Below are 19,929 nucleotides of genomic sequence, written 5' to 3' on the forward strand. Positions count from 1 at the left end.
TCTTATTGTCATTTCGCCATAGGGCGCGGTTGATACGACGATGGAGCGGAGAGTTCGGCGGCCGGCGGCGCCTCGGGCAGCGCCGGCGGGCTGCTTTCGATCAGGTGCGCCGGAATGGCCGCGTAGTCCTGCTTCAGCCAGCGGGCGAAGCCGTAGGTTTTCACCAGCAGCACCAGCAGGAACGGCAGTGCGGTCAGGATCACCGTGGTTTTCATGGTGTCCAGCGAAGCGCCGGTGAACAGGATCGACAGCGGGATCAGGGTAATCACCACGCACCAGAACAGGCGCAGCATCGGGCTGGGATCTTGCCCTTCCTGCAGGTTGCGGGTGCTGGTGGCGGCCATGGTGTAGGCCACGGCGTCCATATGGGAGGCCAGGAAAATGATCATGATGAACAGATAGGCGGCCAGGAACAGCTTGCCGAGCGGCAGCGCCGTCAGCAGCATCTGCACGGCGGTTTCGCCGCCCTGGGTGCTGAGGATCTCCGGCACGTTGAGCTGCCCGCTGATGAACTGGTGCATGGCGTAACTTTCCAGCGAGCCGAAGAAGAACCAGCAGCCGAGGGTACTGCCGAGCAGCAACGCCCAGATCACCTCTTTAATCTTGCGGCCGCGCGAGACGCGGGTGACGAACATCGCCACGCCGGGAGTATAGGAGATCCACCACAGCCAGTAGAACACCGTCCAGCTGCGGCTGAAGCTGCCGTCGCCCATCGGGTCGGTGAACAGGCTCATCTGCAGGAAGTTTTGCGCCGTCAGGCCGATGGCGTTGATGGTGTTGTTGATGGTGAACTCGGTCGGGCCGACCAGCAGCACCAGCCCGGCAAAGGCGAAGGCGCCCCAGCCGACCATTTTGCTCAGGCGCTGCATGCCGCCGTCGATGCCGATGTAGGAGCTGAGACAGAAGATCACCGCCGCCAGCAGGATCACCGTTGCCTGTACCGTGAAGTTATCCGGGATGCCGGTCAACGCCGTCAGCCCGCGAGTAAAGGTGGAGGCGGTCAGCACCAGCGAAATGGTGAGGGCGCCGACGGTGGCGACCAGGAAAATCAGATCCACCATCCGCCCGATCGGTCCGTTGGCGCGCACGCCGGTGATGGCGGCAATGATCCCCGACAGGCTGAGCCCTTTGTTCTTACGCACGTGGAAGTGGTAGGCCATGATCAGCGAAGCGAGGGCATAGGTCGCCCAGGCGCTCAGGCCCCAGTGGAAGAAGGAGTAGCTGATGCTGTATTCCAGCGCCTTTGGGGTGCGCGGCGCGATGTTCAGCCCCGGTGTCTGGTAATAATACGCCCACTCCATCACCCCCCAATACAGGGTGGACGAGCCGAGGCCGGCGCAGATGAACATGAACAGCCAGGCCAGCGTGGAGTATTGCGGTTTGCCTTCGCCGAGGCGGATGTTGCCGTATTTGCTCAACGCCAGATACAGCACCACCAGCAGGGCGATCAGCACCAGGATTTGAATGGTTGAACCGAACAGCCGGGTGACGCCGTTGAAAATGGTGTTGGCGATAAGCGCGGATTGAGCCGGAAAGAGCATCAGGCAAATGGCGATCAGCGCAATACTGCACAGGCTGATGGCGATGAGCGTGACATCCTTTTTAGGGGTGCTCTGCATGGGAGTGAACTCCTGTTATCGGTGGTGGGCCGGTGCGTGAAGCGTAGGGGGCGCCCGGGCCTTATTGGTTTGAACCCTTTGTTTTGTTACACCGCGAGGAGCAAATGCCCCGGCTGAACGCCGCCGGGAATATTTACTCTTCATTAACATTTTCGAGTGTGCACAAATTACAGGAGGGCCACAATTGGGGCATCTGTAAAAGGATAAAACACAGTATGTAAACAATTTGTTGTGATCTTGACCGGGGTATTGGCGTGCTTTCTGCGGTGGTTTTCAGCGGAGTTGCGGCGGCGATCGAAGCGGAAAAACGGACGTGGCGAAGCAGGGCGCGAAAGAGCGCCCTGCGCGGGAAAATCAACGGCGTTTAGCGTTGCAGCAGGGCGGCGATCGCCTGGCCGACTTGCTGGGTGGAGGCGTCGCCGCGCATGTCCGGCGTGCGCGGCCCGTCGGCGATGATGCGTTCGATCGCCTGCAGGATGCCATCGTGCGCCTGGCGGTAGCGGGTATCGCCGTCGCCGAGGAAGTCCAGCATCATCGCACCGCTCCAGATCATGGCAATCGGGTTGGCGATGTTCTTGCCGAAAATGTCCGGCGCCGAGCCGTGCACCGGCTCGAACAGCGACGGGAAGTTGCGTTCCGGGTTCAGGTTGGCCGACGGCGCGATGCCGATGGTGCCGGTACAGGCCGGGCCGAGATCCGACAGAATATCGCCGAACAGGTTGGAAGCCACCACCACGTCGAAGCGTTCGGGATTCAGCACGAAGCGCGCACACAGGATATCGATGTGCTGTTTATCCCAGGCGATATCAGGGTATTGGCGCGCCATCTCCGCTACGCGCTCATCCCAGTACGGCATGCTGATGGCCATACCGTTGGACTTGGTGGCGGCGGTCAGACGCTTGCGCGGGCGCTGCTGCGCCAGCTCAAAGGCGTATTTCAGGATGCGATCCACGCCCTGACGGGTGAACACCGACTCCTGGATCACCATTTCGCGTTCGGTGCCTTCGAACATCCGCCCGCCGAGCGAGGAGTATTCCCCTTCGGTATTTTCGCGCACCACGTAGAAATCGATGTCGCCCGGCTGCTTGTTCGCCAGCGGGCAGGGCACGCCGGGAAACAGCCGCACCGGGCGCAGGTTGACGTATTGCTCGAAGTCGCGGCGAAATTTCAGCAGTGAACCCCACAGCGAAATGTGGTCGGGCACCGTGTCCGGCCAGCCGACGGCGCCGAAATAGATGGCGTCGAAGCCCTTGAGCTGTTCAAACCAATCGTCCGGCATCATCTGGCCGTGGTGCTGGTAGTAGTCGCAGTTGGCCCACTCGAAGGTGTCGAATTCCAACGACAGATCCCAGCGCGCCGCCGCTGCCTGCAATACCCGTATGCCTTCCGGCAACACTTCCCGCCCGATACCGTCCCCGGGGATAGCGGCAATCTTGTAAGTTTTGCTCATACAGAGGTCTCATTTGTAGGTAGGGGAGATTGACAACACTGTTATCCTATAATTGACTAACTGTTAATCAATCGCGAAAACGGTGAAACATAAAACACGAATCATGAATAATATGCCGATCCTGAGTGACCTGCGGGTGTTCGTGCTGGTGGCGCGCCGCGCCGGGTTCGCCGCCGCCGCCGAAGAGCTGGGTGTTTCGCCGGCCTTTATCAGCAAGCGCATCGCGCTGTTGGAGAAGGCGCTGGACGTCTCGTTGCTGCATCGCACCACGCGGCGGGTGGCGATCACCGAAGACGGCGAACGCATCTACGAATGGGCGCAGCGCATTCTCAACGATGTCGATCAGATGATGGACGAACTGTCCGAAGTGCGCCAGGCGCCGCAGGGCATGCTGCGCGTGGTCAGCAGCTTCGGCTTCGGCCGGCGTTTCGTGGCGCCGGCGCTGTCGGCGCTGGCCAGGGAGTATCCGCAACTGGAACTGCGGCTCGACGTGTCCGATCGGCTGGTGGATCTGGTCAGCGAAGGATTCGATCTGGATATCCGCATCGGCGACGATATCGCCCCTAATCTTATCGCGCGCAAGCTGGCGGACAATCAGCGCATTCTGTGCGCTTCGCCGGCGTACCTGCAGCGCCACGGCGTGCCGAAAAGCCCGGCGGAGCTGGCGGGCCGCGCCTGCCTGGTGATCAAGGAGCGCGACCACCCGTTCGGGCTGTGGCGGCTGCAGGGGCCGGGCGGCGAAGAGACGGTAAAGGTGACGGGGGCGCTGGCGTCGAACCACGGCGAAATCGTGCATCAGTGGTGCCTGGACGGGCAGGGCGTTGCGTTGCGTTCCGCCTGGGATGTGAAAGAGAACATCGACAGCGGCCGGCTGGTGCATATCCTGCCGGAGTACTATCAGCCGGCCAACATCTGGGCGGTATACGTCTCCCGGCTGGCAACGTCGGCGAAAGTGCGGGTGACGGTCGAATTTTTGCGCGACTATTTCCGCGAGCACTATGGCGAAACGGAGGCGGCAGGTGAAAATTCGTCGCGGCCTTGAGGCCAAAAATGTGCGCCAGATCATCTTATGCTCGTAAAACTCCCCTCCGTTACTTGTGGAACTGTTGCTCCTGTTCCTTTTGCCAAAACTTTGGTTTATGCTCAGCTGAAGCGTTTCAGTTGAGGCACTCTTCGACAGAAACGCCGATGTGACGGCGGCGAAAAGCCGCTGAAGCGCGGGAATAATGCAAACGCGGCGATTCACAGCGGGCGGTGCGATCCACTACTCTATGCGGGTTAGTGAGACAACCAGTCAGCGCCGGCCCGGCGCCGGTGAATCAGCCCGGCGGGGAAGGCCCTTTTTCAGGAGCAGCATGACCATCCGCATAGCGATAAACGGCTTTGGCCGCATCGGCCGCAGCGTATTGCGCGCACTGTACGAATCGGGACGACGGGCGGAAATCTCCGTGGTGGCGATCAACGAGCTGGCGAACGCCGAGGGCATGGCCCATCTGCTGAAGTACGACTCCAGCCACGGCCGCTTCGCCTGGGATGTGCGGCAAGAGTGCGACACGCTGAGCGTCGGGGATGACGCGATTCGCCTGTTGCATCAGCCGGCGGTGGAGCAGTTGCCCTGGGGCGAGCTGGGCGTCGATGTGGTGCTGGACTGCAGCGGCGTGTACGGCAGCCGGGCAGATGGCGAGGCCCATCTGGCGGCGGGGGCGAAGAAAGTGCTGTTCGCCCATCCGGGCGGCAACGATCTGGACGCCACCATCGTGTTCGGCGTCAACCATCAGACGCTGCTGGCGGAGCATCGCATCGTGTCCAACGCTTCGTGCACCACCAACTGCATTATTCCGGTGATCAAGCTGCTGGACGACGCTTACAGCATCGAGTCCGGCACCGTGACCACCATTCACTCGGCGATGAACGATCAGCCGGTGATCGACGCGTATCACGCGGATTTGCGGCGCACCCGCGCGGCGAGCCAGTCGATCATTCCGGTCGACACCAAGCTGGCCGCGGGCATCACCCGCATCTTCCCGCAGTTTTGCGATCGCTTCGAGGCTATCTCGGTACGCGTGCCGACCATCAACGTGACGGCTATCGATCTGAGCGTCAGCGTGAGCGCCGCGGTAAAGGTGGCGGAGGTCAACCAGCTGTTGCAAAAGGCCGCAAGGGAATCATTTCGTGGTATAGTTGACTACACGGAATTACCATTGGTCTCGATCGATTTTAACCATGACCCGCACAGCGCTATCGTCGACGGTACGCAGACCCGGGTCAGCGGGCAGCACCTGATAAAGACCTTGGTCTGGTGCGACAATGAATGGGGCTTTGCCAATCGGATGTTGGATACAACACGGGCAATGGCCGCCAGCGGTTTCTAGTACGGCGGCGCCGGCGTGATTGGCGCGCTGCTCAGGCAATTTTATAGAGATTCAATAAAGAGGGTTCACCATGTCTGTAATTAAGATGACCGATCTGGATCTGGCGGGTAAACGCGTACTGATCCGCTCCGATCTGAACGTGCCGGTAAAAGACGGTAAAGTGACTTCCGACGCGCGTATCCGCGCTTCCCTGCCGACTATCGAAGCTGCGCTGAAGCAAGGCGCCCGCGTGATGGTAACCTCCCACCTGGGTCGTCCTACCGAAGGCGAGTACAACGAAGAATTCTCACTGCTGCCTGTGGTCAACTACCTGAAAGATCACCTGAAATCTCCAGTGCGTCTGGCGAAGGATTATCTGGATGGCGTCGACGTCGCTGAAGGCGAACTGGTGGTGCTGGAAAACGTCCGTTTCAACAAGGGCGAGAAGAAAGACGACGAAACCCTGTCCAAGAAATATGCGGCGCTGTGCGACGTGTACGTGATGGACGCGTTCGGTACCGCGCACCGCGCGCAGGCTTCCACCCACGGCGTGGGCAAGTTCGCGCCAGTCGCCTGTGCCGGCCCGCTGCTGTCCGCCGAGCTGGAAGCGCTGGGCAAAGCCCTGGGCAACCCGGCCCGTCCGATGGTCGCCATCGTGGGCGGTTCTAAAGTCTCCACCAAACTGACCGTGCTGGATTCTCTGTCCAAAATCGCCGATCAGCTGATCGTCGGCGGCGGCATCGCCAACACCTTCGTGGCGGCGCAGGGCAACAACGTGGGCCAGTCTCTGTACGAACCTGATCTGATCCCGAACGCGCAGAAACTGCTGGAAACCTGCGACATTCCGGTTCCGACCGACGTGCGTGTCGCGACCGAATTCTCCGAAACTGCGACCGCAACCGTGAAGCAGGCCAACGAGATCCAGGACAACGAGCAAATTCTGGATATGGGCGACGTCTCTGCCGAGCGTCTGGCCGTTATCCTGAAGAACGCCAAGACCATTCTGTGGAATGGCCCGGTTGGCGTATTCGAGTTCCCTAACTTCCGTAAGGGCACCGAAATTGTCGCCCGCGCGATCGCCGATAGCGACGCTTTCTCCATCGCTGGCGGCGGCGACACTCTGGCAGCCATCGATCTGTTCGGTATCGCTGACAAAATTTCCTACATCTCCACCGGCGGTGGCGCATTCCTGGAATTCGTTGAAGGGAAACCGCTGCCTGCAGTCGTGATGCTGGAAGAGCGCGCTAAGCAGTAATTCAGACAACGGGAGGCGAAAGCCGCCCGTTTGTTTTATACCGCGCGGCACAGGCTGCGCGGCGTGAAAACATCGATTTACATCCATCTACGGCCGACGAAACAGGACAAAGTAACATGTCTAAAATTTTTGATTTCGTAAAACCGGGTGTCATCACGGGTGATGACGTTCAGAAAGTCTTCGCAGTTGCTAAAGAGAACAACTTTGCGCTGCCAGCGGTAAACTGCGTGGGTACCGACTCCATCAACGCCGTGCTGGAAGCCGCAGCTAAAGTGCGTGCACCGGTCATCGTTCAGTTCTCCAACGGCGGCGCCGCGTTTATCGCCGGCAAAGGCGTGAAGACCGATGTGCCTCAGGGCGCAGCGATTCTGGGCGCTATCTCTGGTGCGCACCACGTTCACCAGATGGCTGAACACTACGGCGTGCCGGTGATCCTGCACACCGACCACTGCGCGAAGAAACTGCTGCCATGGCTGGACGGCCTGCTGGACGCCGGCGAGAAGCACTTCGCCGCTACCGGCAAACCGCTGTTCTCTTCCCACATGATCGATCTGTCTGAAGAGTCGCTGGAAGAAAACATCGAGATCTGCAGCGCCTACCTGAAGCGCATGGCCAAAATCGGCATGACGCTGGAAATCGAACTGGGCTGCACCGGCGGTGAAGAAGATGGCGTGGACAACAGCCATATGGACGCTTCCGCTCTGTACACCCAGCCGGAAGACGTGGCTTACGCGTACGAAAAACTGAACGCCATCAGCCCGCGCTTCACCATCGCTGCCTCCTTCGGTAACGTGCACGGCGTGTACAAGCCAGGCAACGTCAAGCTGACCCCGACCATCCTGCGTGATTCTCAGGACTACGTGTCCAAGAAATTCAACCTGCCGCACAACAGCCTGAACTTCGTGTTCCACGGCGGTTCCGGTTCTACCGACGCAGAGATCAAAGAGTCCGTGGGCTACGGCGTGATCAAGATGAACATCGACACCGATACCCAATGGGCGACCTGGGACGGCATCCTGCAGTACTACAAAGCGAACGAAGCTTACCTGCAGGGCCAGCTGGGCAACCCGAAAGGTGCCGATCAGCCGAACAAGAAATACTACGATCCACGCGTATGGCTGCGCGCAGCGCAGACCAGCATGGTGACGCGTCTGGAACAGGCCTTCAAAGATCTGAACGCGGTAGACGTTCTGTAATCTTCGGCACCTGTTGCACGATGCAAAAGGCTCCCTGCGGGGAGCCTTTTTCGTTTTCAGCCCAGCAGGCCGGCGCCGACGTTGATAGACAGGCCCAGGATCAGCATGTTGAACGCGAAGGAGATCACCGACTGCAGCAGGGTGACCTTACGCACCTCCGCTGCTCCGACCGCCACATCGGCGGTTTGCGACGCCACCGCAATGGTGAAGGAGAAGTAGGCGAAATCCAGGTAGGTCGGCTCGGTGAGGTTGCCGGGGAACAGCAGCGGCAAGGGATCCTGCTGCGCGCCCTGACGATAAAACTGGTGGGCATAGTGCATGGTGAAAGCGGTCGGCAGCAGCAGCCAGGAGACCACCAGCGTGGCGCCGGTCAGCAGCAAATGCAGCGTTTTCAGCGAGCCGGCCACCTGTTTGGCGCTGCTCAATTCAAACAGGATCGCCAATAAGCTGACCAGACAACCGAGGCTGACCAGCGCCAGCACCATGCTGGCGCTTTCGTCCTGCCGCCGGGCTATCTGGCGAATGTGCTGCGGCGTGCTGATCAGCATCAGCCGCCAGAGAAACAGCAGATAGAGCCAGGCCAGCGTATTCCAGCCGATCATCAAGCGCTGCAGCAGCGAGAGCTGGGCGGGCAGCAGCAGAAAGCACAGCAGCCCGGCGCCGACGGAAAACAGCAGCCTGGGCCGCACTTGCCAATAGTGTTTGAGCGAAGAGCGAATGTGCATGAAAAACGGATCCCTTATCGTGAAATGGCCAACGCGCTGTTCTCAGCATAGAAGAAGCGGCGCGCGGTTTCGGCTATTTTTAACGCTGACGGTTGGCATGAGCCTTTAATGTTGGTTACCCTAAGGCGGTGGTTTCCTACTGGCTATCGAGGCCAGTGTATTTTTGCGAGTTTCTCCCGTTAGGGACTGAGTTAGGACGACACGAATGAAAGATTTGAATGTAGTAGACGGCATCAACGGTGCCGGCGACTGGTTGGTGAAGAACCAGGATCTGTTGATCCAGTATGCGGTGAATATCGTCGCTGCCATCGTTATCCTGATTATCGGTTCGATCGTGGCGCGCGTGGTCGGCAATGCGCTGAACCGCGTAATGAAGCTGCGCGGCATCGACGCCACGGTGGCGGATTTCCTGTCGGCGATCGTGCGCTACGGCGTGCTGGCATTCACCTTCATCGCGGTGCTGGGGCGCGTCGGCGTGCAGACCACCTCGGTGATCGCCGTGCTGGGTGCCGCCGGTTTGGCCGTCGGTCTGGCGCTGCAAGGGTCGCTGTCCAACTTCGCCGCCGGCGTGCTGCTGGTGATCTTCCGTCCACTGCGTGTGGGTGAATATGTCGATTTGGGCGGCGTGGCCGGCACCGTCGATCAGGTGCAGATTTTCTCCACCACCCTGCGGACTTCCGACAACAAAACCATCGTGGTGCCGAACGGTAAAATCATCGCCGGCAACATCATCAACTACTCCCGCGAACCGAACCGCCGCGTGGATATCGTGGTGGGCGTGGCCTACAACGCCGATATCGACGTGGTGAAGAAGGTGCTGGGCGACGTGATCGCCGCCGACAAGCGCATCATGCACGCCAAAGGCGTGACCGTGCGTCTGAACGAGATGGCGCCATCGTCCCTGAACTTCGTGACCCGTTCCTGGACCACTAACGCGGAATACTGGAACGTGTACTTCGATCTGATGGAAAACTTCAAGCGCGCGCTGGATGCCCACAACATCGGCATTCCGTTCCCGCAGATGGACGTGCATCTGTATCGCACCGAAGACGCTTCCGCCAAGGCGGAATAACAGAGAAGGGGGCCTTGGCCCCCTTTTTTATTGCGGGCCGAGACGCTGCCAATGGCGTCTCGGCCTTTTATTTTCCGCGAGTTCAGACGCCGGCCGCCGGTTCGGTGAACGGCGCGCGGCGGCGCAGGCTGAGGTGATAAAGCAGGAAGATGGCGGCGGCGCCCAGCAGCGCCGGCAACGCCAGCCAGAGGAAGAACACTTCCGGCGATCCGGCTGCGGTCATCATCCAGGCGCCGAGCATCGAGCCGACAATTGAGCCGAAGCGGCCATTGGCCATGGCCCAGCTGACGCCGGTCACCCGGGCTGCGGTTGGGTAGAGGGTGGCGGAAACCAGATTCAAGCCGTTCTGCGCACCGGCCACGCCGAAGCCGATCAGGAACACAATGGCGGCCAGCGTGTAGGCGTCGCCCATCAGGTAACCGGTAACGCCAATCACCAGCGCGGCGCCCAGGTAGGAGACGGCCAGCACGCGGTAGGGCCCGATCCGGTCCATCAGCAGCGCCATGAGGATGGCGCCCAGAGTGCCGCCGAGCGGCACCATGGCTCCGATGCGCGAGGCGTGGACGATGTCGTAACCGGCGTCTTTGAGGAGAGTCGGCAGCCAGCTGGTGAGCAGATAGAACACAAACAGCGAACAGAAGAACGCCGCCCATAGCAGCAGGGTGCGCACGGCGCGGCCTTCGATAAACAGGTGTGATATCGGCGATTTGACCTGCGCCGGACGCTCGTCATCGACAATCGTCACACCGGCCCAACGCTGGCCGGTGATGCGCTCGACCACCCGGCGCAGCCGATCGGCGTGTTTGGCGCTGGCGGCCATAAAGCGCACCGACTCGGGCATCTGCCAGGCCAGCAGCGGCAGCAGCGCCAACGGCGCGATACCGCCGACCAGCAGCAGGCCGCGCCAGCCGAACGTCGGAATGATCTGCCCGGCCAGCAGGCCGCCCAGGGCCAACCCGGCGGTGAAGCCGCTCCAGCTCAGGGTGACCATCAACATGCGCCGGCGCGCCGGTGAGTATTCCGAGCTGAGAGTGATGCAGGTCGGTATCGCGCCCCCGAGGCCAATGCCGGTGATGAAGCGCAGCAAGGTCAGGGATTCGATCGAATGCGTATAGGCCGAAGCCAGGGTGCAGCCGCCAAACACCAGCACCGCGACGAGCAGCACTCGCTTGCGGCCGATGGCGTCGGCGAGCGGCCCGAACAGCAGGCTGCCGAGCAGCAGGCCGAACAACCCCGCACCGAAGGCGGGGGAGAGCTGCGCAGGCAGCAGATCCCACTCTTCGCGCAGCGCCGGGGCGATATAGCCGATGATGGCGGTATCGAAGCCGTCCAGCAGGGCGATGAGGAAACATAAGGTCAGGATCAGGATTTGGTAGGGTGAGATCCTGGCGCGATCGATGATTTCGCTGATGCGAGCGGTATCTGGGCTCATGAGGGTTCCACTGTTATTAAGCTGTTGTGGGCTGGCTGAGGGGCCGTTCAGGCCGCTGTGGCTGGCATCGCGTAGAAACCCGAGTATACACCAGAGGGGGGGCGTTGCGGGGAGAGGGAGTCGATGATCATCGCCCGCCGCAGGAGGTACCTGTGGCGGGCGCTTGGCAAGGTTATTTGGCCAACAGTTCCCGGCGCACGATCTCGGCGCCTGCACTTAAGGCATTCAGCTTGCCGCGGGCGACCTGACGAGGCAGAGGGGCCATGCCGCAGTTGGTCGACGGATAGAGCTTGTCAGCATCGACAAACTGCAGCGCCTTACGCAGCGTAGCGGCCACTTCTTCAGGCGTCTCGACGGCATGATTCGCCACGTCAATGGCGCCGACCATCACCTTTTTACCGCGGATCAGTTCAAGCAGGTCCATAGGCACGTGCGAGTTATGGCATTCCAGCGAGATGATATCGATATTAGACGTTTGCAGTTTAGGAAACGCCTCTTCATATTGCCGCCACTCTGAACCCAGCGTCTTCTTCCAGTCGGTATTGGCTTTAATGCCGTACCCATAGCAGATATGCACCGCCGTTTCGCACTTCAGCCCTTCGATGGCCCTTTCCAGGGCGGCGATGCCCCAGTCATTCACTTCGTCAAAGAACACATTAAAGGCGGGCTCATCAAACTGAATGATGTCGACGCCGGCGGCCTCGAGCTCTTTGGCTTCCTGATTGAGGATCTTGGCGAATTCCCAGGCCAATTTTTCACGGCTTTTATAGTGGTTGTCATAGAGCGTGTCGATCATGGTCATCGGCCCCGGCAGGGCCCATTTAATCGGTTGCTTGGTCAGCTGGCGTAAAAATTTGGCGTCTTCAACGAAAACGGGCTTTTGACGCTCGACCGCACCCACCACGGTCGGAACACTTGCATCATAGCGATTACGGATTTTCACCACCTGGCGTTGCTCGAAATCGACGCCGCTGAGGTGCTCAATGAACGTCGTGACGAAATGCTGACGCGTTTGCTCGCCATCGCTGACGATGTCGATGCCGGCCAACTGTTGCTCCGCCAGCGATAAACGCAGGGCGTCCTGTTTCCCTTCGATTAATTCTTCATTCTGCAATTTCCAGGGCGACCACAGGGTTTCCGGTTGGGCCAGCCAGGAAGGTTTGGGCAAGCTGCCGGCGGTCGATGTAGGGAGCAATATTTTCATGATGGATGACCTGTATTTGAGTTAATCAAAGCGCGTAGTGAGCAGACCACTGCTCAAGAATAGGCTTGTAGGGTTTGATAAATTGCTCTTCCGTGAATTTCCCCTGCTCAATCGCTAACTGGCTACGCTCTTCGCGATCATAAACAATCTTGGTTAATGAATAGTCCTGGTTATTCAGGCTTGGCTGATAACATTGCCCCGCCGCCGAATTGGCATTGTAAATTTCAGGCCGATAGATTTTTTGGAAGGTCTCCATCGTGCTGATGGTGCCAATCAGCTCAAGGTCGGTGTAATCGCTCAGCAAATCACCGGGGAAATAAAAGGCCAGGGGCGCGACGCTATTTTTCGGCATGAAATAACGCACCTGCAGGCCCATTTTCTTGAAATACCGGTCGGTCAACGAAGCGCCGTCTTGGCGGTATTCGTCACCCAATACCGGGTGGTGATTGCCCGTCCGATGATAGGTGTCTTTGCTGGACACGCTGAGGCAGATCACCGGCGGTTTGCTAAAGTTTTCATGGTATGCCTTTGAATTGACGAAGTGCTTAAAGATATTGCCGTGCAAATCGCCGAAGTCATCCGGAATGTTGAACTCCGCTGCGTTTTGGTTATGCGCCGGCAGCAAGACGCTAAAATCATAATCACGCACGTAAGACGAGAAATTGTTCCCGACGATACCCTCGATACGCTTTTGCGTTTTTTTATCAATAATGTTGGTCTTCAGGATTTCGATCACCGGAAAGCTGGCGCCGTGATCTTCAATGCGCATCTCAACCGAGATGATTTCCAGCTCGACCGAATAACGATCGGCCTTGGGGTTATCCCAATGCGCCAACGTATTGAAGCGATTGTCAATCATCACCAACGTATTGCGCAGGTTCTCCCGGCGGTTTTCCCCTCTGGCCAAATTGGCAAAGTTGGTGGTGATACGCGTACTTTCAGAAGGGTTATAATCTTCATTAAAAGAACTGCTCTTAATCGTAAAGGTAAAGTCTTTATTCATCGTCTTATAGCATCCTGTTATATGATATGATGGCTGGTTTTATCTATTTTTATCAATGAGTTGTTTTTATATTTTTTTATTCAGCCGCTTTCATATTGTCTGTCGTTAATGAGGTCTATTTTTGCCAGAGTCCCGAGGGGAGTGAAAGAGACTTAATTTCATTACCACATGAGCCGCGTTCATGATCTGGCGCATCAGGCAGTTTTCCGCCGCGATCCGGCCGCGCAAACCGCCTGATGCGCCGAGGCGGCAAGCTGGTGCAGCCTGAAACATTACGGGTATAATCCCCACCATAACCCCACGGCTTCAGACACGAACATGACAAAACTCACCTTACAAGAGCAGATGCTCAAAGCGGGCTTGGTAACCAGCAAGAAAATGGCCAAAGTCCAAAGAACGGCTAAAAAATCACGCGTTCAGGCCCGTGAGGCCAGAGAGGCGGTGGAAGAGAATAAAAAGGCGCAGCTTGAACGCGATAAGCAGCTGAGCGAGCAGCAAAAGCAAGCCGCGCTGTCCAAAGAATACAAAGCGCAGGTGAAGCAACTGATCGAGATGAACCGCATCGTCCTGGCGAAAGGCGATATCGGTTTTAACTTCACCGACGGCAACCTGATCAAGAAAATCCTGGTGGATAAAGCGACCCAGACCCAGCTGATCAATGGCCGTCTTGCCATCGCACGCTTGGTGGTCGAGAACCGCGAAGAGTGTGAATACGCGATTATCCCCGCCAGCGTCGCCGATAAAATCGCGCAGCGCGATGCGGCCAGCATTGTGCTGCACAGCGCGTTGAGTCAGGAAGAGCAGGATGAAGACGATCCGTACGCCGACTTTAAAGTGCCCGACGATTTGATGTGGTAAGCCGCGTTCAGAACGGCGCGGCGTGACGAGCGGTTATCCGCTCTCCGCTGATGGGGTGCACAAAATCCAGTTCGCTGGCGTGCAGCATCAGCCGCGGCGTCTGTTCGGTGCCCGGTAGCAGGCGGCCGCCATACAGATCGCAGCCTAAAATAGGGTGGCCCAACTGCCTGCTGTGAATACGCAGCTGATGGGTGCGCCCGGTCTCCGGGGTGAGCTGCACCCGCGTCAGCGGCAGCGATGTCCCATCCTCCGCGATACGATAAAAACGCTCGACGACCCGATAGCGGGAACGGGCGGGCTTGCCGTGAAGGGCGCAAATCGACATCAGCGGGAACAGCGCCGGATCTTTGGCGATCGCCGCGTCTATCACTCCTTCGTAATCCGCCAGATGGCCGCAGAGCAGCGCGCTGTACACTTTGCTGACGGTGCGTTCGCTGAACTGCCGGCAGAGCGCGGCGTTGACGGCCTTATTGCGGGCCACCACCATCAAGCCGGACGTGCCGAAATCCAGACGGTGCACCAAAGTGCAGCCGGGGAAGATCTGCACCAGCCGATGGTGCACCGAATCGAGATTTTGCGGATTCTTGCCCGAAAGGCTGAGCAGCCCGGTCGGCTTATTGATCAGCGCCAGATGAGCGTCCTGATAGAGGATCTCTATCTGATCATGACATGGCGGGGCGATGAAGGTATCGATAATCGTAGACATCGTGTGGCCGGCTGGTGAGGGGGAGCGGATGATAGCGAATTTTTCGCCGATGGGCGAATTTGACGGCGCAATCCCGCCGGTTGGAGTATTAGCGCTTCTGATACTTGATTAGAAACATCAATTTCACCTAATGATCGCTTCCTCGTATGATGCGCGTGTTGACCGATTCGCGCCCTCGTCCGGCGCCTTTTATCATTCGAGGAATCCCCATGTTATCCGTCTTCCTGCAGGGTTTTGCCCTGAGCGCCGCCATGATCCTGCCGCTGGGCCCGCAGAACGTATTCGTGATGAATCAGGGCATTCGGCGTCAGTATCATTTAATGATCGCCGCGCTGTGCGCGTTGAGCGATATCGTGCTGATCTGCGCCGGCATCTTCGGCGGCAGCGCATTGCTGACCCGTTCGCCGCTGCTGCTGGCGCTGGTGACCTGGGGCGGGGTGGCGTTTCTGCTGTGGTACGGCTGGGGCGCGTTCCGTTCCGCCTTCAGTCCGCAGCCGGCGCAGGCTGCGGCGCAAGAGCTGGCGCAGAGCCGCTGGCGCATCGTGGTCACCATGCTGGCGGTCACCTGGCTGAACCCGCACGTTTATCTGGACACCTTCGTGGTGCTCGGCAGCCTGGGTGGACAGCTGACGGCGGACGTGCGTTCCTGGTTTGCGCTCGGCGCGGTCAGCGCATCGGTCGTGTGGTTCTTCGGGCTGGCGCTGTTGGCCTCCTGGCTGGCGCCCTGGCTGAACACGCAGCGGGCGCAGCGCATCATCAATGCGCTGGTCGGGCTGGTGATGTGGGGCATCGCGCTGCAGCTGGCCTGGCAGGGGGCAAATTTATAAGAATTTGTCACTAATCCGAATTCAAAACGCCGCGCGATATGCTACGTTTGATGCCAGGAATCCGGCGGTTCTCACGGGGAAAAGCCGGCGATCAGAGACAGCCTGTCATTAAGGAGACACTGTGAAGCTAAAAGCATTGGCTATGGCCGCAATGGTCGGATTAGGGACGTTACCGATGGCGCTGCAGGCGGCCGAAGTGCCTGAAGGGCCGCATGTCGTCACCTCCGGCACCGCCAGCGTGGACGCCACGCCGGACATCGCCACCCTGGCGATCGAAGTGAGCGTTTCCTCCAAAGACGCCGCTCAGGCGAAGAAGCAGGTGGATGAGCGCGTGGCGCAGTACTTTGATTTCCTGCAGAAAAATAACATCGAGAAGAAAGACATCAGCGCCGCCAACCTGCGCACCCAGCCGGAATACGACTACCTGAAAACCGGCGAGTCGGTGCTGAAGGGCTACCGTGCGGTGCGCCAGGTGCAGGTGACGCTGCGCCAGTTGGACAAGCTGAACGAGCTGCTGGACGGCGCGTTGAAATCCGGCCTGAACGAGATCCGTGCGGTGGAGTTGGGCGTCGCCAAGCCGGACGTGTATCGCGAACAGGCACGGCAAAAAGCGATCGAGAACGCGACTCAACAGGCCGAATCCCTGGCCAAAGGCTTCCACGCCAAGCTGGGGCCGGTGTACAGCATTCGCTATCGGGTCGCCAACTACCAGCCGATGCCGGTGGCGCGGATGTATAAGGCGGCCGGTGCGGCGGCGGAAAGCGATGCGGCGCAGACCTATGAACAGCAAAGCATTCACTTCGACGATCAGGTGGATGTGGTGTTCGAGCTGCAGCGCAACGCCGCGCAGTAAGGGTGTGGTATTGAAGAAAAGGTTCGCTGTGGCGAACCTTTTTTCGTTTTAATCCTGGCGCAGCACCTGGTGACCGTGTTCCAGCAACGCATCGGTCACTTTACGCATCATGCGGCTTTCCGGCGCGAAGCGGTGCCAGTACAGCATGCGGCGCTGGTACAGCCCCGGCGTCAGGTCGATCAGTTCACCGGATTCCAGCTCCTTTTCGATCTGCAGATGCGGGATCATACAGCAGGTGGTGCCCTGGCGTGCCAGCTGCACGAAGGCTTCCGATGAGTTCACGATGTGGCAGGGCACGCTGCCCGGCGACAGATCGAAGTTCTGCTGCAGGAACGCCTGGTGCATGTCGTCGAGATGGTCGAAGGCCACCGCCGGTGCTTTCAGCAGCGCGGAACGGGTGACGCCGTTGGGGAAGTAGCGCTCGGCGAAGCCGCTGGAGGCCACGAACAGGTAGTCCAGCGCCCCCAGCCGATCCACCAGGCAGCTCGGCAGCGGCTGCGGCTGAATACTCACCGCCCCCACCACTTCACCGCGGCGCAACCGCTCTTGGGTGCGGGTTTCATCTTCCACCTGCAGATTCAGACGAATGGGGGAGTCCGCCAGCACCGGTTTCAGCGCCGGCAGCAGCCAGGTCGCCAGACTGTCGGCGTTGACCGCCAGCGACAGCAGCAGCGGCGTATCGACGCCGGTGTCGTTGCCCAGCCACTCTTCTTCCAGCAGCTCCACCTGATGCAGCAACGCCAGCAGCTTTTGCCCTTGTTCGGTCGGGCGCGGCGGCACGGTGCGGACCAGCAGCGGCTGGCCGAACAGGTTTTCCAGCTGTTTGATGCGTTGGGATACCGCCGATTGCGTGATGCAGAGTTTTTGAGCGGCGCGCTCGAAGCCGCGCTCACGGATCACCGCGTCCAGCGCTTGCAGCGTACGATAGTCTGGGCGTTTCATCGGAAAGATATCCCTTAAATTAGAATGATACCGGCACTATGCCACATTTTGCGCGCGGCGCAGGTGGAAAAATCACGCCACCAACTCGCCGCAAAGCGGGTAAAAATGCGGGATGCGGTAAATAAGTGTGATCCTGCCGGCGTGAAAAACAGCGTTTTACCCTATAATACGCACACGTTTTCGTACAGAGGCAAGGGACATATTATGACGCAGGACGAACTGAAAAAAGCGGTAGGCTGGGCGGCACTGGAATACGTAACGCCGGGCACCATCGTCGGGGTTGGCACCGGCTCGACCGCTTCCCACTTTATTGACGCGCTGGGCTCCATCAAGCACCAGATTGAAGGCGCGGTGTCCAGCTCCGACGCCTCCACCGCCAAGCTGAAAAGCCTCGGCATCCACGTATTCGACAGCAATGAAGTGGACTCGCTCGATATCTACGTGGACGGCGCGGACGAAATCAATGGCCATATGCAGATGATCAAGGGCGGCGGCGCAGCGCTGACGCGCGAGAAAATCATCGCCGCCATCGCCAAGAAATTCATCTGCATCGTCGACGCCAGCAAACAGGTAGACGTGTTGGGCAAGTTCCCGCTGCCGGTGGAAGTGATCCCGATGGCGCGTTCTTACGTGGCGCGCGAGCTGGTGAAACTGGGCGGCCTGCCGGAGTATCGCCAAAACGTGGTGACCGACAACGGCAACGTGATCCTGGACGTGCATAACCTGAGCATCACCGACGCCATCGCGCTGGAGAACAAGATCAACGGCATCGCCGGCGTGGTGACCGTTGGGCTGTTCGCCAACCGCGGCGCGGACGTGGCGCTGGTCGGCACGTCGGAAGGCGTGAAAGTGGTCAAATAAGCCGCCATGGCCTGTGGCCCGGTCATGCCGGGCCGCAAAATTTCTTCGGTTAAAATATCTTTTCTGAAAAGCGGCAAATTTGGTGACTTATGTCACATTGTGAAAACTGACTCCCCAAAGCTTCTGCCGAAAACTTTCCCTATGGCATTTTCTGCCAGAAACCGCCAGGAACGCTGCGCCTTGTCCTGCCGGGCAGGCAATCGTTTGTATTGCCGCCCGCGTTATTTTTGTTATGTTGGATGGGAGCTGTGTCGCAACAGCCGCTTCTGAAGTCTGAACATAGGGTCGGGTAAATGGCAAAAGTATCATTGGAGAAAGACAGGATTAAATTCCTGTTGGTGGAAGGGGTTCATCAGAGCACGGTAGACAATCTGCGTGCCGCCGGTTATACCAACATCGAATACCACAAGGGTGCGTTAGACACCGAATCGCTGAAGGCCTCCATCCGCGATGCGCACTTCGTCGGCATCCGATCGCGCACGCATCTGACCGAAGAGGTCTTCGCCGCCGCAGAAAAGCTGGTGGCGGTGGGCTGCTTCTGTATCGGCACCAACCAGGTTGATCTGAACGCAGCGACCAAGCGCGGTATTCCGGTCTTCAACGCCCCGTTCTCCAATACCCGATCCGTGGCCGAAATGGTGCTGGGCGAGCTGTTGTTGATGCTGCGCGGCATTCCGGCCGCCAACGCCAAGGCGCACCGCGGCGTGTGGCACAAACTGGCCGTGGGCTCTTACGAGGCGCGCGGCAAAAAATTGGGCATCATCGGCTACGGTCATATCGGCACCCAGCTGGGCATTCTGGCCGAAGGGCTGGGCATGAAGGTGTTCTTCTACGACATCGAGAACAAGCTGCCGCTGGGTAATGCGCAACAGGTGCGTCATCTGTCCGATCTGCTCAATATGAGCGACGTGGTAACGCTGCACGTGCCGGAAACGCTGGCCACCAAGAATATGATGGGTGCAGAAGAGCTGGCGCTGATGAAACCGGGCGCCATTCTGATCAACGCCTCGCGCGGCACTGTGGTGGATATCCCCGCGCTGTGCGATGCGTTGGCCAGCAATCATCTGGCGGGGGCGGCGATCGACGTCTTCCCGGAAGAACCGGCGACCAACAGCGATCCGTTCAACTCGCCGCTGTGTGAGTTCGACAACGTGCTGCTGACGCCGCACATCGGCGGCTCAACTCAGGAAGCGCAAGAGAACATCGGCGACGAAGTGGCCGGCAAACTGGCGAAGTATTCCGACAACGGGTCGACGCTGTCGGCGGTCAACTTCCCGGAAGTGTCGCTGCCGGCGCATGGCCCGAACGCCAGCCGCCTGCTGCACATTCATGAAAACCGTCCGGGCGTGCTGACGCAGATTAACCAGATCTTCGCCGAAGAGGGGGTTAACATCGCCGCGCAGTACCTGCAAACCGGGCCGGAAATCGGCTATGTGGTGATCGATATCGAAGCGGAAACCGCGCGCGCCGACGCCGCGCTGCAGCGCATGAAGGCCATCGACGGCACCATTCGCGCCCGTCTGCTGTTCTGATTCGGCGGCATGCCGCAATGAAAGAAAAAGGCCGGATTGATTC

At 59.2% G+C, this 19,929-nt stretch carries 18 protein-coding genes; 10 read left to right on the forward strand and 8 right to left on the reverse strand.

Going from position 1 to position 19,929, the window contains the following annotated elements; translation table 11 throughout:
• Nucleotides 1-8: 8 nt before the first annotated feature.
• On the reverse strand, nt 9-1,619 hold the full coding sequence (locus tag AC6BYQ_RS20730) for a BCCT family transporter (protein WP_309530634.1): 1,611 nt from the start codon (nt 1,617-1,619) through the stop codon (nt 9-11).
• Between the two features lie 364 nt (nt 1,620-1,983).
• Complete coding sequence (locus AC6BYQ_RS20735; protein ID WP_498057480.1) at nt 1,984-3,069, reverse strand: tartrate dehydrogenase; 1,086 nt, start codon at nt 3,067-3,069, stop codon at nt 1,984-1,986.
• 82 nt (nt 3,070-3,151) lie between these two features.
• Here AC6BYQ_RS20735 and AC6BYQ_RS20740 point away from each other — a divergent pair, with 82 nt between their 5' ends.
• From AC6BYQ_RS20740 to fbaA, 4 genes are all read left to right on the forward strand, one after another.
• On the forward strand, nt 3,152-4,111 hold the full coding sequence (locus tag AC6BYQ_RS20740; protein ID WP_498057481.1) for a LysR family transcriptional regulator: 960 nt from the start codon (nt 3,152-3,154) through the stop codon (nt 4,109-4,111).
• A 313-nt stretch (nt 4,112-4,424) separates the two neighbouring features.
• A complete protein-coding gene (gene epd, locus AC6BYQ_RS20745; protein ID WP_004931582.1) occupies nt 4,425-5,441 on the forward strand; it encodes an erythrose-4-phosphate dehydrogenase in 1,017 nt (338 codons plus the stop codon).
• Nucleotides 5,442-5,511: 70 nt separating this feature from the next.
• A complete protein-coding gene (gene pgk, locus AC6BYQ_RS20750; protein ID WP_025160206.1) occupies nt 5,512-6,675 on the forward strand; it encodes a phosphoglycerate kinase in 1,164 nt (387 codons plus the stop codon).
• Nucleotides 6,676-6,791: 116 nt separating this feature from the next.
• Nucleotides 6,792-7,871 (forward strand): class II fructose-bisphosphate aldolase, encoded by a 1,080-nt coding sequence (gene fbaA, locus AC6BYQ_RS20755; RefSeq protein WP_025304179.1) that lies wholly within the window; start codon nt 6,792-6,794, stop codon nt 7,869-7,871.
• 56 nt (nt 7,872-7,927) lie between these two features.
• Here the strand turns inward: fbaA and AC6BYQ_RS20760 are convergent, their stop codons facing one another.
• Nucleotides 7,928-8,596, reverse strand: a complete 669-nt coding sequence (locus AC6BYQ_RS20760) for a DUF1345 domain-containing protein (RefSeq protein ID WP_498057482.1) — start codon at nt 8,594-8,596, stop codon at nt 7,928-7,930.
• A gap of 205 nt (nt 8,597-8,801) precedes the next feature.
• Here AC6BYQ_RS20760 and mscS point away from each other — a divergent pair, with 205 nt between their 5' ends.
• On the forward strand, nt 8,802-9,668 hold the full coding sequence (gene mscS / locus AC6BYQ_RS20765) for a small-conductance mechanosensitive channel MscS (protein WP_019455618.1): 867 nt from the start codon (nt 8,802-8,804) through the stop codon (nt 9,666-9,668).
• An 82-nt stretch (nt 9,669-9,750) separates the two neighbouring features.
• On the opposite strand, the gene AC6BYQ_RS20770 is transcribed toward mscS, so the two are convergent.
• The 3 genes from AC6BYQ_RS20770 to AC6BYQ_RS20780 all read right to left on the reverse strand — a co-directional run bounded on the left by AC6BYQ_RS20770 (nt 9,751) and on the right by AC6BYQ_RS20780 (nt 13,307).
• Nucleotides 9,751-11,100 carry an MFS transporter gene (locus AC6BYQ_RS20770; RefSeq protein ID WP_498057483.1) on the reverse strand — a complete coding sequence of 450 codons (1,350 nt, stop codon included), beginning with the start codon at nt 11,098-11,100 and terminating at the stop codon, nt 9,751-9,753.
• A 172-nt stretch (nt 11,101-11,272) separates the two neighbouring features.
• Nucleotides 11,273-12,304, reverse strand: coding sequence for a methionine synthase (locus AC6BYQ_RS20775; RefSeq protein ID WP_025160207.1), 1,032 nt, complete (start codon nt 12,302-12,304; stop codon nt 11,273-11,275).
• Nucleotides 12,305-12,329: 25 nt separating this feature from the next.
• A complete protein-coding gene (locus tag AC6BYQ_RS20780) occupies nt 12,330-13,307 on the reverse strand; it encodes a DUF1852 domain-containing protein (protein ID WP_019455621.1) in 978 nt (325 codons plus the stop codon).
• Between the two features lie 318 nt (nt 13,308-13,625).
• Here AC6BYQ_RS20780 and AC6BYQ_RS20785 point away from each other — a divergent pair, with 318 nt between their 5' ends.
• Nucleotides 13,626-14,165, forward strand: a complete 540-nt coding sequence (locus tag AC6BYQ_RS20785) for a DUF2058 domain-containing protein (RefSeq protein WP_025160208.1) — start codon at nt 13,626-13,628, stop codon at nt 14,163-14,165.
• A gap of 7 nt (nt 14,166-14,172) precedes the next feature.
• Here the strand turns inward: AC6BYQ_RS20785 and AC6BYQ_RS20790 are convergent, their stop codons facing one another.
• Entirely contained in the window at nt 14,173-14,871 is a 699-nt protein-coding gene (locus AC6BYQ_RS20790) for an RluA family pseudouridine synthase (protein ID WP_498057484.1), read from the reverse strand.
• 209 nt (nt 14,872-15,080) lie between these two features.
• On the opposite strand from AC6BYQ_RS20790, the gene argO reads away from it, so the two are divergent.
• Both argO and AC6BYQ_RS20800 read left to right on the forward strand, forming a co-directional pair.
• A complete protein-coding gene (gene argO, locus AC6BYQ_RS20795) occupies nt 15,081-15,698 on the forward strand; it encodes an arginine exporter ArgO (RefSeq protein ID WP_019455623.1) in 618 nt (205 codons plus the stop codon).
• A gap of 121 nt (nt 15,699-15,819) precedes the next feature.
• Nucleotides 15,820-16,551, forward strand: a complete 732-nt coding sequence (locus tag AC6BYQ_RS20800) for an oxidative stress defense protein (protein ID WP_025160209.1) — start codon at nt 15,820-15,822, stop codon at nt 16,549-16,551.
• Nucleotides 16,552-16,599: 48 nt separating this feature from the next.
• Here the strand turns inward: AC6BYQ_RS20800 and AC6BYQ_RS20805 are convergent, their stop codons facing one another.
• Nucleotides 16,600-17,493: a LysR family transcriptional regulator ArgP gene (locus AC6BYQ_RS20805; RefSeq protein ID WP_019455625.1), complete on the reverse strand. Its 894-nt coding sequence runs from the start codon at nt 17,491-17,493 to the stop codon at nt 16,600-16,602.
• Nucleotides 17,494-17,697: 204 nt separating this feature from the next.
• Here AC6BYQ_RS20805 and rpiA point away from each other — a divergent pair, with 204 nt between their 5' ends.
• Together rpiA and serA are read left to right on the forward strand one after the other, a co-directional pair.
• Nucleotides 17,698-18,354, forward strand: a complete 657-nt coding sequence (gene rpiA / locus AC6BYQ_RS20810) for a ribose-5-phosphate isomerase RpiA (RefSeq protein ID WP_019455626.1) — start codon at nt 17,698-17,700, stop codon at nt 18,352-18,354.
• Between the two features lie 293 nt (nt 18,355-18,647).
• Nucleotides 18,648-19,886, forward strand: a complete 1,239-nt coding sequence (serA, locus tag AC6BYQ_RS20815) for a phosphoglycerate dehydrogenase (protein ID WP_025160210.1) — start codon at nt 18,648-18,650, stop codon at nt 19,884-19,886.
• The last annotated feature ends 43 nt before the right edge of the window (nt 19,887-19,929 follow it).

Source organism: Serratia sp. LTN-2, assembly GCF_059740205.1.

Bases quoted from the DNA above. Each gene is read 5' to 3' on its own strand.
- AC6BYQ_RS20730 (WP_309530634.1), bottom strand. From the start codon at position 1,619: ATGCAGAGCACCCCTAAAAAGGATGTCACGCTCATCGCCATCAGCCTG.
- AC6BYQ_RS20735 (WP_498057480.1), bottom strand. From the start codon at position 3,069: ATGAGCAAAACTTACAAGATTGCCGCTATCCCCGGGGACGGTATCGGG.
- epd (WP_004931582.1), top strand. From the start codon at position 4,425: ATGACCATCCGCATAGCGATAAACGGCTTTGGCCGCATCGGCCGCAGC.
- pgk (WP_025160206.1), top strand. From the start codon at position 5,512: ATGTCTGTAATTAAGATGACCGATCTGGATCTGGCGGGTAAACGCGTA.
- fbaA (WP_025304179.1), top strand. From the start codon at position 6,792: ATGTCTAAAATTTTTGATTTCGTAAAACCGGGTGTCATCACGGGTGAT.
- AC6BYQ_RS20760 (WP_498057482.1), bottom strand. From the start codon at position 8,596: ATGCACATTCGCTCTTCGCTCAAACACTATTGGCAAGTGCGGCCCAGG.
- mscS (WP_019455618.1), top strand. From the start codon at position 8,802: ATGAAAGATTTGAATGTAGTAGACGGCATCAACGGTGCCGGCGACTGG.
- AC6BYQ_RS20770 (WP_498057483.1), bottom strand. From the start codon at position 11,100: ATGAGCCCAGATACCGCTCGCATCAGCGAAATCATCGATCGCGCCAGG.
- AC6BYQ_RS20775 (WP_025160207.1), bottom strand. From the start codon at position 12,304: ATGAAAATATTGCTCCCTACATCGACCGCCGGCAGCTTGCCCAAACCT.
- AC6BYQ_RS20780 (WP_019455621.1), bottom strand. From the start codon at position 13,307: ATGAATAAAGACTTTACCTTTACGATTAAGAGCAGTTCTTTTAATGAA.
- AC6BYQ_RS20785 (WP_025160208.1), top strand. From the start codon at position 13,626: ATGACAAAACTCACCTTACAAGAGCAGATGCTCAAAGCGGGCTTGGTA.
- AC6BYQ_RS20790 (WP_498057484.1), bottom strand. From the start codon at position 14,871: ATGTCTACGATTATCGATACCTTCATCGCCCCGCCATGTCATGATCAG.
- argO (WP_019455623.1), top strand. From the start codon at position 15,081: ATGTTATCCGTCTTCCTGCAGGGTTTTGCCCTGAGCGCCGCCATGATC.
- AC6BYQ_RS20805 (WP_019455625.1), bottom strand. From the start codon at position 17,493: ATGAAACGCCCAGACTATCGTACGCTGCAAGCGCTGGACGCGGTGATC.
- rpiA (WP_019455626.1), top strand. From the start codon at position 17,698: ATGACGCAGGACGAACTGAAAAAAGCGGTAGGCTGGGCGGCACTGGAA.
- serA (WP_025160210.1), top strand. From the start codon at position 18,648: ATGGCAAAAGTATCATTGGAGAAAGACAGGATTAAATTCCTGTTGGTG.